Below are 15199 nucleotides of genomic sequence, written 5' to 3'. Positions count from 1 at the left end.
ATTTACAGTGGATTAAGCTACAATAAAAATAAATATTGGAGAATTAATATGACTACTGTATTTGATGTACCTGCAGATTTATTAATTGAAAAAGTCGCAGAAGAATTTAAAAGTAATGATAAGATAGAATCTCCTGCATGGTCCAATTTTGTTAGAACTGGTGTTCACAAAGAAAGAAAACCAGAAAATGCTGATTGGTGGTTTGTAAGAGCTGCTTCAATCATCAGAAGAGTTTACATTGATGGACCTGTTGGTGTTGAAAGTTTAAGAACTTTTTACGGTGGTAAAAAAGACCGTGGAGTACGCCCTGAAAAATTCATGAAAGGTAGCGGATCCATTATCAGAACTGCACTCCACCAACTTGAAGACGCAGGATATGTGGAAAAAGTTGAAGGCGGAAGAGTTGTCACTCCTCAAGGAAGATCCTTTTTAGATAAAATTTCTGGAGAAATAATTAAAGACATTCCTGAACTTGAAAAATATTAATTATAATTTGGAGAGTTTGATATGAGCGATTTAGATGAAATTCGTCAAAGAAGAATGGCTGAGTTGCAAGCTCAACAAGCTGCTGCGCAAAACCAAGCACAACAACAGGCTATGGCACAGGCTCAACAGCAAGAAGCTCAAGCACAATTCGAAGCTCAGAAAAAACAGATCTTAGGCCAAATTATGACTCCTGAAGCTCGTCAAAGATTATCAAATCTTAAATTGACCAAACCTGAAATGGTTAATCAAATCGAACTTCAATTAATTCAATCAGCACAGGCTGGAAGCCTAAGAGGAAAGGTAACTGACGAGCAATTGAAAGTCTTGCTCAGACAAATTGCAGGTCAGAAAAGAGAAATTAAAATTACAAGGAAATAATATCGATGAAAGCAGCCGTTTTATATAGTGGAGGTAAAGATTCATCCTTTGTTGCAGTAATGCTTAAAAGACTGGGTCTTGACGTTGAATTGTACACTGCAAACTTCGGAGTTTATGATTCATATGTTCCGGCTGGAAAATCCGCAGAGGCATTAGGATTCAAGCACAACGTTTTGGAAATGGATAAAAGCATCCTTGAAAAAACCTGTGAGATGATAATGGAGGACGGATTTCCAAACGACGGGATAAAATACATACATGAGAAAACTATTGAAACACTGGCTGAAAACCATGATATTATAGCGGATGGGACTAGAAGAGACGACAGAACCCCAAAGCTAAACATCAATCAGATAAAAAGTCTCGAGGATAGAAAACAGGTGCAATACATTAACTTGGACAGTTTCGGTCACAAGTCAGTAAAACTGATCACCGAAAACCTATTCGAAATCTCAAAGGAAAAGTCAAACAAGGACAACAGTTCCGATTTTGAGGTTGAAATAAGGACATTGATTGATGAGATGGGCGGAAACTCTTTGGACATATTCCCTGAGCATTATCAAACTCGTGTTATCGGATATAAAAAATAATTATTATTACAGGTGAAATAATGAGTAGAAATAAACCATTAGCTAAAAAATTAAGAATGGCAAAAGCAAACAAACAAAATAGGAGAATTCCAATCTGGGCTTATGCTAAAACTAACCGTAAACTTAGATACAGACCTAAACCTAGACATTGGAGAAGAAACAGTCTTAAATTATAATTGAGGGGTTAAAATGGAAAGAGTTTACACAATTCCACTAAGAAATGTAAAAGACATTAAAAGGACTATCAGAGCTCCTAGAGCTATTAGGGAAATTAAAATCTTTTTAACCAAACACATGAAAGCAAGTGATGTTAAAATTGACGAATCTGTTAATCATGTTATTTGGGCAAGAGGTATCCAAAAAATACCTTCTAAAATTACTGTAAAAGCAGTTAAAGATGATGATGGTGTTGTAACAGCTACTTTAGCAGAATAAACAAGACACCTATATTAATGTGAGGTAACAATATGTTAAAAAGAGTTGATATTGTAGGAAATCCAAATTTAGGAGTATTTATCACTGCAACTGATGATGTAGCTATTGTTCCTTATAATCTTTTAGACGAAAAAGCGGAAATTATTAAGGAAACATTAGAAGTTGAAGTAATCAAGTCTTCTATTGCTGGAAGTAGCCTTATAGGATCTTTAACCGTAGCTAATTCAAATGGTATCGTTGTTTCCCCACATGTTTTAGACAGAGAAGTTAAACAATTGGAAGATTTAGGTTTAAAAGTAGCTACCATTCCTGGAAAATACACTGCTGTGGGTAATATTGTCGCAGCTAATGACAAGGGTGCAATAGCTAGTCCATTTTTAAGCCAAGAAGCAATTGAGGTTATTGAAGAGACTTTAGATGTTAATGTTCAAACCAGCCACATTGTTGGAAGCGACATTATCGGTTCCTTGATTAAGGTAACCAATAAGGGATTTTTAATAAGCACAAACGCTTTGCAATCTGAAGTTAACTTTGCTCGTGAAGTATTTGGTGTTGAAGGAGATATCGGTACTGTTGGCAGAGGCATTCCTTTAGTGGGTGCATGCATCATTGCAAATTCAAACGGTGCAATAGTTGCCAAGGACAGTACAGGTCCTGAAATGGCTAGAGTTGAAGAAGCCTTAGGCTTTTTAGATGATGATTTTTAATTAATATATCATGAGGGATTTATATGATAACAAAAATTTACAGAGTTAAAGGTACTTTTGTAATGGGTGACGAATACCATGAATTCACCAAAGAATACAAAGCTACCAGCGTAAAAGACATAGAAGAAAAAATCTATGCTAGATTCGGTAGTAAACATGGTATCAACAGGAACCAAATCTCAATTGAATCAATTGATGAAATTGCTCCTGAAGACGTTGAAGACCCAATCGTAAAAGAAATTTTATAAATCACATTGAGGCGTTATTATGGAAGATCAACAAAGACTCAATAATCTTCTCAATGAAATTAATGTATACAGACAACAAGCTGAACTAATTCAACAACAAATTGAATTAATCCAAGCTTCCATTGCTGAAGTTGATGCATTGTTCAGTACTTTAGATGATATTGAAGGCAAAGAATCCGTTGAAGCATTCGTGCCTGTCGGTGCAGGTTCATTCGTTAAAGGAGAACTCAAAAGCACTGATGAAATCATTGTAAGTATTGGTGCAGGGCTTGCTGTCAAAAAAGACGCTGCCGGTGCTCGTGAAATAATCTCTGGGCAAAAAGAAGAATTGAAAGACAGCTTAGACAAGATGCTTGCTAACTTACAGCAAGTGACTGACATGGCTGGAAATCTTCAGGCTCAAGCAGAACAAATCGCAGCTGCAGCTCAAGGTAATATGACCCAAATGGGTTAAATTATCTTATTTTATTTTTTTTCATCTATTTTTTTCAAAACAATTTTTTAAATATTATAAACAATATATCTACTATTAATCGATTTTTATACTAACTTATCAGGTTGGGTTAATTTTGTTTGAATCATTAAAAAAGAAATTTTCACGAACCAGTGAGAAACTGGAAGAGGAATTAATAGAAGAAGCAGAAGCAGAAGACAACCTTCAAGAGGAATCAGGTTCCAGATTCTCATTCTTCTCATTCGGTAAAAAAAATAAAGAAGAGGAAAAGGAAGAGGAAGTTGAAGAGGAAAACTTGCTCCCTGAACCGGAAGAGGAAATTGAGGAAGAAGCTCCTGATGAAATTGAAGAGGTTGTTGAAGAGGAAGAAGTTCCTGAGGAAGTTGAAGAGGAAGAGGCTCCCGTTGAGGAAGTTAAGGAAGAGAAGAAGTCCCGCTTCTGGAACAGAAACAAGGATAAGGAAGAAACCTCCGAAGAGGATGAGGATTCCATTGAGGAAGTTGAGGAAGAGAAGAAGTCCCACTTCTGGAGCAGAAACAAGGATAAGGATGAACCTTCAGAAGATGAAGACGTTGAAGAGGAAGCTCCTGAGGAAGAGAAGAAATCCCATTTCTGGAGCAGGAACAAGGATAAGGATGAAGATAAAAGCGATGTTTCTGCTGACGGTGAGGCAAAAGGAGGAATATTCTCCTTTGTGCGTGAAAAAACCATTCAGGAAAAGCACGTTGAAGACATTCTCTTTGAACTTGAAATGGAACTCCTGCAAGGGGATGTTGCAATGGAGGTTGCAACAGAAGTTGTTGAAAGCGTAAAGGAAAACCTTGTAGGTAAAAAAATCAAAAGAAGCAATGACATTACCGAATACACATTCTATGCATTGAGAGATGCCGTTGAGGAAATCATCAGCATTCCGGGCAAGTCAATGACTGAAATGATTGAGGAGAAAAAGGCTCAGGGAGAGCCATTGGTGGTAATGTTTGTTGGTATCAACGGTACCGGTAAGACCACAACCATCGGTAAGCTTGCCAATTATTACATGAAAAAGGGTTACACTCCTGTTATTGCAGCATCAGATACATTCAGGGCTGGTGCAATCGAGCAGGTAACCTATCACGCTGACAATGTGGGTGTTAAAATCATCAAGCACCAGAAAGGATCAGACCCTGCTGCTGTTGCATATGATGCAGTTGAGCATGCACGTGCACAGGGCAAGGAACTTGTTCTAATCGACACTGCAGGAAGAATGCAGACCAATACCAATCTTATGGATGAGATGAAAAAGATTAAAAGGGTGTCAAAACCTGACTTGGTCATTTTTGTAGGTGATGCGATAACCGGTAACGATGCAACCGAACAGGCCCGTAAATTCAACGAGGCAATTGACATTGACGGTGTTATTCTCACCAAGGCCGATGCGGACAGTAAAGGAGGAGCATCACTTTCAATCGGTTACGTTATCCAAAAGCCAATCATGTTCTTAGGTGTTGGCCAAGGATATGACGATATCATGGAATACGATTCAGAGTGGATGCTGAACCAATTGTTTTCAGATGATGAGGAAGTTGTGGCAGATGAAGCTTAGAAATATTCTGCTCATAGTGCTTGTGATTCTTGTAATCATTGCAGTTTGGGCTACAATCTTCAATCCGTCAAGCTCCGTTGTTGATATGGGAAATAAGGAGAATGCATCCATTGCAGTCACAGGAGATGTGATGTTTGCACGTAATATGCCGGGCGTTTTGAGCATGGACTCATCACCTTTCAGCGGAGTAAGCGATGTCACATCCAATGTTGATTTGCTTTTGATTAACTTTGAAAATGCGGCAACAACCTCAGGTGATGCCTTGAAAGGGGATGTTCCCTTAAAATGCGACCCTAGCTATGTGCCATTGGCAAAGGCCAATAATGTCACAATTGCTGCTTTGGCAAACAATCACGCAATCGATTACGGTATCACTGGAATGCAGGACACACTGGATAACCTTAAAAGCGCAGACATCACTCCGATGGGTGCCGGCAATACTGAGGATGAGGCCCATCAGGCTGTGGTGAAGGAGGTCAATGGTCGAAAAATCACCATCCTGAACTATATGGATTCTGAGAATTTCGCTGAATACTCATATGATGTGATGCCTTATGCAAACGGATCAAGTCCAGGATATTCCGCATATGACTCTGAGGATGCCCAAAAGCAGATTGCAGCAAATAATGATTCAGACTTGATTGTTACTTACATGCACTTTGGAAACGAGTATTCAAATTCACCGAATGAAAATCAGGTCAAGATTGCACATGAACTGATTGATTACGGTGCGGATGTGGTCATAGGCGCCCACCCTCATGTGACTGAGGGAATCGAGATGTATAATGGAAAGCCGATATTCTACTCATTGGGTAATTTCATATTCGACCAGTCCAACACTGCAACACATTCAGCATACTTCGTCAAGATTGACCTTGTCGGAAACACCGGTGAATGCACAGTCTATCCTATCTACATTTCCAATTACCTGCCTCAGTATATGAGCGCATCTGATGGAACATCACTTCTCCAAGGATTATCCCCTCAATGCGACCAATTGGAGATTACAGGCAATGGAACTGGTAAATTAAGCTTTAATTTAACTGATAGTTAATATTATCAGTTAAAAATTTTCTATTTTTTATTTTAACAGATTCAAATCAAATATTTAAAATCTAATAAAGTCACTATTTTTTTAATTTCAATTCAATATATTTAAGCTTTTTATAGGTTATTTTAACATATTTTTTCTTTTAATTGCTATTTATATATGTTTTTATTTTATTTTTCTTAATTTAAGCGGTTTTAATTCGATTTTTCAAGTAAAAAGATTTATATATGTTTTTTTATAAATTTTTATTTACTATAGGAAGGTGAAAGAATTTCGATAAAAAATAAGACATTGTTGCTATCATTTTTATTAATATTCTTTTTCACATTGGCTGCAGTCAGCTCTGCAGACAATTCAACTTTAGGTGATGAACATGACCTTGTCGCAGTCAGTGGCGAGGAACTGCAATTGGAGGAAAATGCGACAGATTCCAATGAGGAAGATGATTCAGCGGATTCATCCGAGAGCAACAAAACCATTAAAACATCACTTGAAAGCGATGATACAACAATAATAAAAGGTAAAGACTTTTCAGTAAAACTAACTGACGAAAACGGAACAGGAATTGCCAACAAGACAGTTACATTCATATTGAACAAGGTGACTAGTGAAGTTTTAACTGATGAGGATGGAATAGCCAAGATTAAAGTAAATGTGAATCCTGGAACATACACCATCAAATACTCCTTCAAGGGAGATGGATACACAGACGCAGCGGGTTCAAAAAAGATTCTGGTTGTTTCAACAAGTACCTCAAAAATCAAGGCATCAAATTATGTTGCTTATGTCGGTGCCAGGAACAAGTTTGTCGTTCAGCTCACCGTCGGCGGACTTCCATTGGAAGGAAGGACAATCACATTCAAGATTGCCGGAAAGACATACAATAAAAAAACCAATTCTAAAGGACAAGCCAAATTAAGCATTAAATTGGGAAGAGCCCAATATAGGATAACCTATTCCTATGCCGGTGAGGACAATATCAAAAAGACTTCAGGATATAAGACAATCAAGGTTTATGAGGGCGTTCCTGTAAAGATTAGCAAGTACTACTCCCAGATTTACCGTAACAAGAAAGCGGCAAAGTTCAAAATCAAATTGGTTGATGTAAGGGGAGACGTTTTGGCCAAAAAGAAAGTCAAGTTCAAGTTTAACAAGAAGACCTATACCAAAAAGACCAACAAGAACGGTATAGCGACCGTTAAAATCAAACTGAAAACCGGAACCTACAAGATTAAGGTCTCCCATGCAAAGGATTCCATATACAAAAAGGCATCCAAAACCTACAAGATCAAGGTCAAACCGAAACAGGCCCGTAACAATGGATTTTGGCTATTGTCAACTGACATGAAAAGCGTGAACTTCGACAAGCTTCAAAAGTACGGCACAAAGCACATTTTCCTCAATGAAATGGCATTGTATCGTTTCGGCCAAGGCTATGTGGAGTCATGGATTAAGGATGCGAAATCACATGGAATAAAGGTTCATCTGTGGGTGCAGGTGTTCTACAAGTCAGGCAAATGGCAGAACCCTGTAAAGAACGGTAAAATCAATTATGATATGATAAATACGAAGGTTAAAGAGGTTAAAAAACTTGCAAAAGTCAAGGGCGTTGGAGGAATCCATTTTGACTATGTGAGATATCCTGGAAATGCATATAAATATGATGGTGCAGTCAAGGCTGTGAACCATTTTGTCAAGAAGGCATCCAAGGCAGTCCATAAGGTCAACAAGAAGATCATAGTTTCAGCGGCAGTAATGCCTGAACCGTCCTCCATGAAAAAGTATTATGCCCAGGACATTCCTACAATGAGCAAATACCTTGATGCAATAATTCCAATGGTCTATAAGGGTAACTACAATGCGGGCACCAGTTGGATCAAGTCCGTAACGAAAACCTTTGCTAAGCAATCCAAGGGAGCAAAAATCTGGACCGGCCTTCAGACATACAAGTCAGATTCAAGCCTGAAGAAACTGTCCGCCAAGGAACTGATGAATGATGCCGATGCAGCGGCACTTGCCGGAGCATATGGTGTCATAATGTTCAGGTACGGACTGCTTAATTTCATAAACTTCAATGAGGTGTAAAGCGTGAAAAGGATATTGATGCTTTTAATAATTATTTTAACATTGCTGTCAGTCGCTGCTGTTTCAGCAGATGACAATTCAACAGTGATTGCTGATAATCCAACAGCTCATGAAGTGGCCACCGTAGATGACTTGCCCGAAAATAACGGTGAAAATACAGGCGAACTCTCCTCTTCAAATTCAACAGGCATTGTCAGTGAAGAGGCAACTGGCGAGGAGGAGCCTGCAGTCAACAAGACTCCTTCCACAATAACCGCCTCAAATGTCATTGGGTATGAGGAATTCACTACAACATTCAAGGTTAAACTGACAGCAAACGGCACTGCACTGGCTTCAAAACAGATTAATATTTATCTGGACGGCATCAATTATAAGATGTACACTGACAGCAAGGGTGTAGTCACCTTAAAGCTTCTCATGACCAAGGGCACATACACCGCTCAGATAACATACCTGGGGGATGATTTGACAAGCAATGCAACAGGCACATGCAAGGTCACAATCAAGGCTCCAACCAAGACAAAATTGAAGTTGGGCGACAAGTACATTAACTATCGTCAGGGTTCAAAGTGCCTTTTCTATGTGAAGCTGGTTGATGCCAACAATAAGGCCATAAAAAACCAGATTGTCAAATTCAAGGTTGCAGGAAAGACCTACAGTGTCAAAACCAACAAGAACGGTAATGCAAAAATCTATCTGAACCTTAAAAAGGGCACCTATAAGATTAAGTACTCCTTCAAGAAGACTTCGCCATACCTTGCCTCAAGCGGGTCCTATAAGATTAAGGTAAAGGCAAAGATGGCAAAGGGCAACGGGTACTGGCTGTGGCCTGCTCACATGAAAAGTGTGAATCTCAAGAAACTCTCCAAAAAGGGAACCAAGCACATCTTGCTTCATGTTCAGGCGTTATCAGTCTACGGTAAGTCAGGTGTAGTTTCATTCATCAAGAAGGCTCACAAGTACGGCATGAAGGTTCACCTTTGGATGCAGGTATGCTACAGCGGAGGCAAATGGGTAAGGCCGATTAATGACAACAACAAGATTAAATACTCATTCCTGAACAAGAAAATCAAGGAAGCCAAAAAATACGCTAAAATCAAGGGCGTGGACGGTATTCACTTTGATTATGTGAGATTCGGCGGAACCGCACACCTCTATAAGGATCCTAACCGTGCAATCAACTACTTCATGAAGAAGTCATCCACACAGATTCATAAGGTGAGGCCGAACTGCATTGTTTCGGCGGCGCTGATGCCTGAGCCGAGTGCGATGACATATTATTACGGTCAGGATGTCTCAACAATGAGTAAGTATGCTGATGCATTGATTCCAATGGTCTATAAGGGCAATTACCATCAGACCAGGTCCTGGATTACATCTGTAACCAAGGCATTCGTTAGCCAGTCAAACGGTGCTCAGATATGGACTGGCCTTCAGTCATATCATTCCGATGACAACGTTAAAAAGCTCTCTCACTCAACATTGATTAAGGATTCAAAGGCTGCAATGAAGGGTGGGGCAAAAGGAGTGATACTGTTCCGAATCGGTATCAGCCATTATTTGAATTTTAAAAAGGTTTAATTAACCTTTTTACCATTTTCTTTTTGATAATGCCTTAAGGCGTTTTTTCTCAAGGCTTTTCTTTTTTTCACTTTGATATTGCTTGTTCTGGCGATTGGTTGTTGTTTCATTGTTTCTCATTACGGTTACAAGGTCGATTGAATTGCCTGTGCATGCCATCAATACTCTTATTTCCTTGTAATCCTTTCCAGGTGGGGCATTGTAGACAACTGCATATTTTTCTTTTTCAACATGTTCATAGGTGATTGGATCCTCGTTCATCAGGCAATCCACAACATATTCACGGCTTATCCCATTGTCATCCAATCGTTCAATGAAATGCCTGTTTTCAAAGCACCAGTTAATGCTTGCAGTGTCACCTATTATAAACTTGTCAAATACATTCATAATAATTTTATATGTTAGGAATATTATATATAGTATTATGAGTGAACATGCGCAATGGGATTCATCATTATCATTTATTTTTGCTATGATTGGTGCTGCCGTTGGACTTGGAAACATATGGAGATTCAGCTATGTTCTTTATTCCAATGGTGGAGGATCATTTTTCATTCCTTATCTTATAGCAATCGCTATCATGGGAATTCCATTTTTAATACTAGAGTACGGTGTGGGATTCTCATTCAAGGAATCCTATTCAAAAATCATGTCGAAAGTCAATCCGAAGTTCGAGATAATCGCTTGGATTTTGGTTTTATTTGTTTTTATTGTTACAATCTATTATATGGTAATCCTGAGTTGGGATTTGGTTTATCTTGCAAGCAGTTTCACCTTCAGTTGGGGAACTGATGCGGCACACTACTTTGTTAACAATGTAGGTGGAAGCTCAAACCTTTCCAATGCCAGTTTCCTGCTTTTCCCGACCACAATCGGTGTTTTACTGTTATGGATAGTTTTATGGTTCATTTCACACAAGAATGTTGATAAGGGTATCGGTAAGGTTTCCAGGATTCTTATTCCAGCATTGTTTATCATAATGGGAGCTATTATCATTTATGCATTGACATTGCCTGGTGCAGGAATCGGTGTTACAACATTGCTCGCTCCTGACTGGGGAAAACTCTTGGATGTAAACATTTGGCTTGCAGCATTTGCACAAATCATCTTCTCCCTGAGTATGGGTCAGGCAATTGCAGTTACATATGCCAGTTACCTTCCTGAAAACTCCAAACTCATTGATAATGTTCTGATTGTTGTTGCTTCAAACTCCCTGTTTGAAATCTGTACAGCATTCGGTGTTTTCTCAATTTTAGGTTACATGTCATACACCGGCGGAACACCTATGGTTCAGCTGATTACCGAAGGAACCGGTCTGATATTCATTGTATTCCCAATGATTTTCAACATCATGGGACCGATCGGAAGAATAATGGCACCGCTATTGTTCCTGGCGATTCTGTTTGCAGGAATCACTTCAGCATTAGGGTTCTTCGAACCGATGCTTAACTCAACAACTGAAAAACTCGGTTGGACAAGAAGAAGAACCGCAACAGTTCTGTCTGTGATTGGATGCATATTCTCATTGATTCTTACAACCGGTATCAGCAGCTACCTGGTCGGAATCATTGACGGTTTTGTAAATGAGTTCGGTATTCTGCTCCTTATCGGAATCCAGTGTATCATATTTGCATGGTTCTACGGAGTCGACAAGTTCCTTCCAGCACTTAACGAGTTTTCAACATTCTCAGTTGGAAGAATCTGGACATTTGTAATCAAATACCTGTTGCCGCTTGTTTTAATCGTGATGTGGGTAATCGGTATCATTAAACTGTTCTCAACTGCAGCCGAATTCGAGATAATAGTTGACTTGATAATTATTGTTGGCGTATTGGTTGCGGCATTTGTGTTATATAAAATTAAACCGGCAAATGATTAACTCATTTGCTTCAATTCTCTTTTTTTTAATAATTTTTGTATGCATCATAACCTGCATACAGGTGGTATAAGGTTTGTATTAGGCTTCCAAGTGGGTTGTTTAGTAAAAACCATATTAACAGGTGCAATATGACTGCTCCTCCGAACAGTGCCAGTCCCTTTTGCCTGTCTCCGCTCAAGGCCTGTCCAAGCCCAGGTATTATGAATGAAAAAATTCCGTTTTTTAATGAATTTGTATCCATTTTATCACTCCATGTAGATTACTAAAATAATAATTTGTTTTCAATTTGTTTAAGTTAATTAAATTTACTTTGTCTTTAATAATTTTAATAGTTTTTGGAACAACATTATTAATTATTTGGGCTATCTTTTAAATTAATGATACTTTTTTCCCATGCATATCACAATATTTATTTTATATGATATACAGAATACTAATCATGAACATGATTAAGGTATTTTCAGTAATTCTATTCGCATGTTTACTAATCGGCATGGTAAATGCAAGCGATGACATCAATTATTTCAACAACACTACAAACATTACTTTTGAAGGTGTTAACTTTACCATTCCCCAAGGATTCGGCGAGCTGAAAGACTCACAGGATTTCAATGACCTTGGCTCTGAAGGACAGACCTGCTTTTATATCAATGAGGCTCATGGTGAAATCCAGATAACCGTAATCTCAGACTGGATGGGAATGAGTCTTGATGAGCTTAAAAAGGACGGCGCAACCAAAACCAAATTAAACGGCCATGAGGGCTGGAATTACACTGAAAACAATTTGACATATTTCGCATATGTTGAAAACGATACCGGAATACTGGTTGGAGCCACAAACCAAACAAGATTATTTGAAGTAGTCTTATAAACTTTTTTTTTTAAAATGAGCAATATAGTTTGCCCTAAAGGAAGGATGGATCCTTTAGGACTTTAACTAAAAAAATTTTTTTGTAACACGGGAAAATGTTACAAGTTATATTATGGTATCAGGTCTTATTTAAAGATATAATTATTTTTATGTGCCTAAAAATTATTTTGTTGACTTATGTTTCATTAAATTAGATTTAAAGTTATATTTACATTACTTTTTTTGTATAGAAATGTTTTTTAATATGCACCGACTATTCATTATTATGAAATTCAAGTATCTTTTTGCAATGATTCTTGTTCTTGTCTGTGTCGGTTTCGCATCAGCCGAAACATTCACTCCTGACCATGGAAACTTTGCATACAGGGAAGTTGAAATATTTGAAATCAATGACATTAACTTCACAGTGCCGACAGATTACGAGGTTACATTTGAAAACAGCACCGAGATGCACTTCAAAAACAGTGGCGACAAGCTTGAAATCAGTGTCGTTGAAAACGGCACAGTGAAGAAGGTCAAGGAAAACAAGACCAAAAACATCACCTCAGGCAAAACAATGCTCGGATTGGTTGATGGATATCTTGTGGATAAGAATGGAACATACACATTCTCTTATGAGGATAATGACAAGCTCGTGGTCATAAAATCCGAAAACATGCCATTGATGATTGGAGTAATGGAAAAAGATTATTAGCATTCTTTTAGTTCATTGTTAAAAATATATTCCAATTAAATATATTTTAACCTCCAACATATTATTAAATACCTATGGGAGGTAATGTTATGAACAAAAAGATATTGGCTCTACTAACATTGCTTGTCCTTGCGGCAAGCGTAAGTGCAGTTTCTGCATTCGGATTTGAAGACCTTTTGGGCGGTGAGAATGAAACAGTCACCATAGACGGTATTGATTTCAACATTCCGGCAGGCTTCAAGGAGGATGCAAACTATTCTGCTGAAGACGAGAAGACATCAGTCGGAAGCATATCATACACCTTTGACCAAAAACTATATGAGAAAGGTAGCACTGCAGTTTCCATACTGGTGGCGGATTACGGTGAAAATAAGGTAACTGATGAGATTGTCGGTTCAATCGGTGGGGAAAAAGCCACCCTCAACGGTATTGATGGGTATTCAAGTAAAGAAAATGATATCTACATATTCAGCTATGCCAAAAACGACAAACTGGTAACAATAACATCAACCGATGAGAAAGTTATTGGTGATTTCTTAATAGCCTGATAACAGGCTATTAACATTATTTTTTTATACTTCTTTTTAAATATTATTAAATATGACTTTCAACAAGAGAAACATAATTATCCTTTTGATTTTCATAGCGGCCCTCTTTGTCATCGTGGCAGTCAGCGCCGAAGCGGACAGCGCCGCCAAGACACCGACCAAAAAGGTCAAGGTCAAGATTCATAACTTCAAGCCAGGGGTTCTCTGGGCTCCAAAGGCGGTTAAATTGCAAAGCGGCGATGCCATTGCAGGTTATGTCTCCTATGACGGCAACATGATGTTCGACAAGGGAACAGGTGTCACCTCATGGTATATCGGAAGCGGACTTGACGGGGATATTGAACCTCACCACACAAAAATGGTCAAGGTGAAGTTCTACTTCAAGAATAAAAAGGGTAACGTCAAAACAAAAACCGTTAAGGGATCAGGTGCCCACATCAGCACCAGCCTGATTAAAGGTTACATTCCATACAAGGCTAAAGTATGGTATAATGAATATTAATTAAAAAAAGATAAGGAAAATGAATCATGATTCATTTTCACTATTTAATTTTTTTATAGGAAATCTCAGTGTATTTGATTGCAACGTATACCTTATTTGTTGATTGGTATTGGTATTGGTGCATATCATCTTTTTTCTTGCTTTTCAGCCATTTCTTGAATGCATATACCTTTTTTCCATGTGATTTGGCATAGATGTTTGAAGAAAATTTAATGAATTCACTGTACTTGCTTGTTCCGCCCACTGCCAAATAGTGAGTTGTGCCTGATTTTTCATGAGCAACTATGAAAGCATAATTCCCGAACTTTTTAATGTTTGTTTTCTTTTTAACTGGAATGGATACAGTCTTTTTCTTCTTGATGACCTTATACTTTTTCACTGTTGACTTTTTCTTAGAGGTTACCTTGAATGTTGCGGAAGACTTTTCATAGTCATCGTTCCCATCAAAGGCAACGCTGCATGAATAGACAGTTTTGTACTTGGTTGTTTTGGTCATTATCTTTCCCTTGGTTTTCATTTTAGTCTTGAAAACTTTTGCGGTTGGGAATTTAATGGTTTTAGTGGCCACACCATTTGCATTTGTTGTTGCAGTGTATTTCTTGCCGTTAACCTTGAAAACAACCTTGACATTTTTAACCGGTGCGTTTGAAGAAATCTTGACAGTGGCAGTCAATTTCACTTTCTTTCCCTGTTTGCCGCTAACGGACTTAGCGGTGATTTTAGTCTTTTCTTTTGTAACGGTTGTGGGTGTTGAATTCCCGCTGACTGCTGATGAATCGTTTGCGGCATCTTCAGTTAAAACGAATTCATTATCATCGGATGTCAATTCAACAGGCTCATCCGCTTCTGCAATGGGTTCGCCTGTGATGTTGTCGCTGGCTGAAACCATGCTGACTGTCGCCAATAATATGAATAGCAATCCGAATATTATGACTCCCCTTTTCAAATTATCGCTAAACATGAAATTATGTTTGTTGGAATGATGTATTAAGGTTATCTGTTAAAAAATTAAGAAATGATTATTTTTTAAAACGAGCGTCAACGTATGTTATACCATCAAACATTCAGAAACATAGGTATGTAAATATCAGTTTATCTGCCCTTCATG

20 protein-coding genes are annotated in these 15199 nt (G+C 38.2%); 17 read left to right on the top strand and 3 right to left on the bottom strand.

Annotation, left to right across the window (positions count from 1 at the left end):
* Positions 1–48: 48 nt before the first annotated feature.
* From E7Z78_RS02415 to E7Z78_RS02360, 12 genes are all read left to right on the top strand, one after another.
* Entirely contained in the window at positions 49–486 is a 438-nt protein-coding gene (locus tag E7Z78_RS02415) for a 30S ribosomal protein S19e (RefSeq protein WP_303723581.1), read from the top strand.
* A gap of 21 nt (positions 487–507) precedes the next feature.
* Positions 508–864: a DNA-binding protein gene (locus E7Z78_RS02410; RefSeq protein ID WP_303723580.1), complete on the top strand. Its 357-nt coding sequence runs from the start codon at positions 508–510 to the stop codon at positions 862–864.
* A 5-nt stretch (positions 865–869) separates the two neighbouring features.
* Positions 870–1454 (top strand): asparagine synthase-related protein, encoded by a 585-nt coding sequence (locus tag E7Z78_RS02405; RefSeq protein ID WP_303723579.1) that lies wholly within the window; start codon positions 870–872, stop codon positions 1452–1454.
* 20 nt (positions 1455–1474) lie between these two features.
* Positions 1475–1630 carry a 50S ribosomal protein L39e gene (locus E7Z78_RS02400; protein WP_004032463.1) on the top strand — a complete coding sequence of 52 codons (156 nt, stop codon included), beginning with the start codon at positions 1475–1477 and terminating at the stop codon, positions 1628–1630.
* Positions 1631–1643: 13 nt separating this feature from the next.
* Positions 1644–1889 (top strand): 50S ribosomal protein L31e, encoded by a 246-nt coding sequence (locus E7Z78_RS02395; protein ID WP_303723577.1) that lies wholly within the window; start codon positions 1644–1646, stop codon positions 1887–1889.
* A gap of 32 nt (positions 1890–1921) precedes the next feature.
* Positions 1922–2596, top strand: a complete 675-nt coding sequence (locus E7Z78_RS02390) for a translation initiation factor IF-6 (RefSeq protein ID WP_303723576.1) — start codon at positions 1922–1924, stop codon at positions 2594–2596.
* A 23-nt stretch (positions 2597–2619) separates the two neighbouring features.
* On the top strand, positions 2620–2844 hold the full coding sequence (gene rpl18a, locus E7Z78_RS02385) for a 50S ribosomal protein L18Ae (protein ID WP_303723575.1): 225 nt from the start codon (positions 2620–2622) through the stop codon (positions 2842–2844).
* Positions 2845–2863: 19 nt separating this feature from the next.
* Positions 2864–3298 (top strand): prefoldin subunit alpha, encoded by a 435-nt coding sequence (gene pfdA / locus E7Z78_RS02380; protein ID WP_303723574.1) that lies wholly within the window; start codon positions 2864–2866, stop codon positions 3296–3298.
* 115 nt (positions 3299–3413) lie between these two features.
* Complete coding sequence (gene ftsY / locus E7Z78_RS02375) at positions 3414–4880, top strand: signal recognition particle-docking protein FtsY (RefSeq protein ID WP_303723573.1); 1467 nt, start codon at positions 3414–3416, stop codon at positions 4878–4880.
* Positions 4870–5934 (top strand): CapA family protein, encoded by a 1065-nt coding sequence (locus tag E7Z78_RS02370; protein WP_303723572.1) that lies wholly within the window; start codon positions 4870–4872, stop codon positions 5932–5934. Before ftsY ends, E7Z78_RS02370 begins: the two co-directional genes overlap by 11 nt.
* A gap of 324 nt (positions 5935–6258) precedes the next feature.
* Complete coding sequence (locus tag E7Z78_RS02365) at positions 6259–8016, top strand: putative glycoside hydrolase (RefSeq protein ID WP_303723571.1); 1758 nt, start codon at positions 6259–6261, stop codon at positions 8014–8016.
* Between the two features lie 3 nt (positions 8017–8019).
* Positions 8020–9597, top strand: coding sequence for a putative glycoside hydrolase (locus tag E7Z78_RS02360; RefSeq protein WP_303723570.1), 1578 nt, complete (start codon positions 8020–8022; stop codon positions 9595–9597).
* Between the two features lie 9 nt (positions 9598–9606).
* Here E7Z78_RS02360 and E7Z78_RS02355 read toward each other — a convergent pair whose 3' ends face one another.
* A complete protein-coding gene (locus E7Z78_RS02355; protein WP_303723569.1) occupies positions 9607–9984 on the bottom strand; it encodes a DUF4258 domain-containing protein in 378 nt (125 codons plus the stop codon).
* Between the two features lie 37 nt (positions 9985–10021).
* Between E7Z78_RS02355 and E7Z78_RS02350 the strand changes: the two genes are divergently transcribed.
* Positions 10022–11476 carry a sodium-dependent transporter gene (locus E7Z78_RS02350; RefSeq protein ID WP_303723568.1) on the top strand — a complete coding sequence of 485 codons (1455 nt, stop codon included), beginning with the start codon at positions 10022–10024 and terminating at the stop codon, positions 11474–11476.
* 25 nt (positions 11477–11501) lie between these two features.
* On the opposite strand, the gene E7Z78_RS02345 is transcribed toward E7Z78_RS02350, so the two are convergent.
* Entirely contained in the window at positions 11502–11717 is a 216-nt protein-coding gene (locus E7Z78_RS02345) for a hypothetical protein (protein WP_303723567.1), read from the bottom strand.
* 177 nt (positions 11718–11894) lie between these two features.
* On the opposite strand from E7Z78_RS02345, the gene E7Z78_RS02340 reads away from it, so the two are divergent.
* The 4 genes from E7Z78_RS02340 to E7Z78_RS02325 all read left to right on the top strand — a co-directional run bounded on the left by E7Z78_RS02340 (position 11895) and on the right by E7Z78_RS02325 (position 14091).
* On the top strand, positions 11895–12347 hold the full coding sequence (locus E7Z78_RS02340; RefSeq protein ID WP_303723566.1) for a hypothetical protein: 453 nt from the start codon (positions 11895–11897) through the stop codon (positions 12345–12347).
* A 265-nt stretch (positions 12348–12612) separates the two neighbouring features.
* Entirely contained in the window at positions 12613–13041 is a 429-nt protein-coding gene (locus E7Z78_RS02335) for a hypothetical protein (RefSeq protein WP_303723565.1), read from the top strand.
* Between the two features lie 89 nt (positions 13042–13130).
* A complete protein-coding gene (locus E7Z78_RS02330) occupies positions 13131–13589 on the top strand; it encodes a hypothetical protein (RefSeq protein ID WP_303723564.1) in 459 nt (152 codons plus the stop codon).
* A gap of 52 nt (positions 13590–13641) precedes the next feature.
* A complete protein-coding gene (locus E7Z78_RS02325) occupies positions 13642–14091 on the top strand; it encodes a hypothetical protein (protein ID WP_303723563.1) in 450 nt (149 codons plus the stop codon).
* 40 nt (positions 14092–14131) lie between these two features.
* On the opposite strand, the gene E7Z78_RS02320 is transcribed toward E7Z78_RS02325, so the two are convergent.
* Positions 14132–15052, bottom strand: a complete 921-nt coding sequence (locus tag E7Z78_RS02320; protein ID WP_303723562.1) for a hypothetical protein — start codon at positions 15050–15052, stop codon at positions 14132–14134.
* Positions 15053–15199 lie beyond the last annotated feature (147 nt).

The organism is Methanobrevibacter thaueri, from assembly GCF_015062915.1.
Lineage (GTDB): Archaea > Methanobacteriota > Methanobacteria > Methanobacteriales > Methanobacteriaceae > Methanocatella > Methanocatella thaueri_B.
This window is presented reverse-complemented; position numbering and strand designations above follow the sequence as displayed.

Coding starts and splice junctions, on each gene's coding strand:
- E7Z78_RS02415 (WP_303723581.1), top strand. CDS start 49: ATGACTACTGTATTTGATGTACCTGCAGATTTATTAATTGAAAAAGTC.
- E7Z78_RS02410 (WP_303723580.1), top strand. CDS start 508: ATGAGCGATTTAGATGAAATTCGTCAAAGAAGAATGGCTGAGTTGCAA.
- E7Z78_RS02405 (WP_303723579.1), top strand. CDS start 870: ATGAAAGCAGCCGTTTTATATAGTGGAGGTAAAGATTCATCCTTTGTT.
- E7Z78_RS02400 (WP_004032463.1), top strand. CDS start 1,475: ATGAGTAGAAATAAACCATTAGCTAAAAAATTAAGAATGGCAAAAGCA.
- E7Z78_RS02395 (WP_303723577.1), top strand. CDS start 1,644: ATGGAAAGAGTTTACACAATTCCACTAAGAAATGTAAAAGACATTAAA.
- E7Z78_RS02390 (WP_303723576.1), top strand. CDS start 1,922: ATGTTAAAAAGAGTTGATATTGTAGGAAATCCAAATTTAGGAGTATTT.
- rpl18a (WP_303723575.1), top strand. CDS start 2,620: ATGATAACAAAAATTTACAGAGTTAAAGGTACTTTTGTAATGGGTGAC.
- pfdA (WP_303723574.1), top strand. CDS start 2,864: ATGGAAGATCAACAAAGACTCAATAATCTTCTCAATGAAATTAATGTA.
- E7Z78_RS02370 (WP_303723572.1), top strand. CDS start 4,870: ATGAAGCTTAGAAATATTCTGCTCATAGTGCTTGTGATTCTTGTAATC.
- E7Z78_RS02355 (WP_303723569.1), bottom strand. CDS start 9,984: ATGAATGTATTTGACAAGTTTATAATAGGTGACACTGCAAGCATTAAC.
- E7Z78_RS02350 (WP_303723568.1), top strand. CDS start 10,022: ATGAGTGAACATGCGCAATGGGATTCATCATTATCATTTATTTTTGCT.
- E7Z78_RS02345 (WP_303723567.1), bottom strand. CDS start 11,717: ATGGATACAAATTCATTAAAAAACGGAATTTTTTCATTCATAATACCT.
- E7Z78_RS02340 (WP_303723566.1), top strand. CDS start 11,895: ATGATATACAGAATACTAATCATGAACATGATTAAGGTATTTTCAGTA.
- E7Z78_RS02335 (WP_303723565.1), top strand. CDS start 12,613: ATGAAATTCAAGTATCTTTTTGCAATGATTCTTGTTCTTGTCTGTGTC.
- E7Z78_RS02330 (WP_303723564.1), top strand. CDS start 13,131: ATGAACAAAAAGATATTGGCTCTACTAACATTGCTTGTCCTTGCGGCA.
- E7Z78_RS02325 (WP_303723563.1), top strand. CDS start 13,642: ATGACTTTCAACAAGAGAAACATAATTATCCTTTTGATTTTCATAGCG.
- E7Z78_RS02320 (WP_303723562.1), bottom strand. CDS start 15,052: ATGTTTAGCGATAATTTGAAAAGGGGAGTCATAATATTCGGATTGCTA.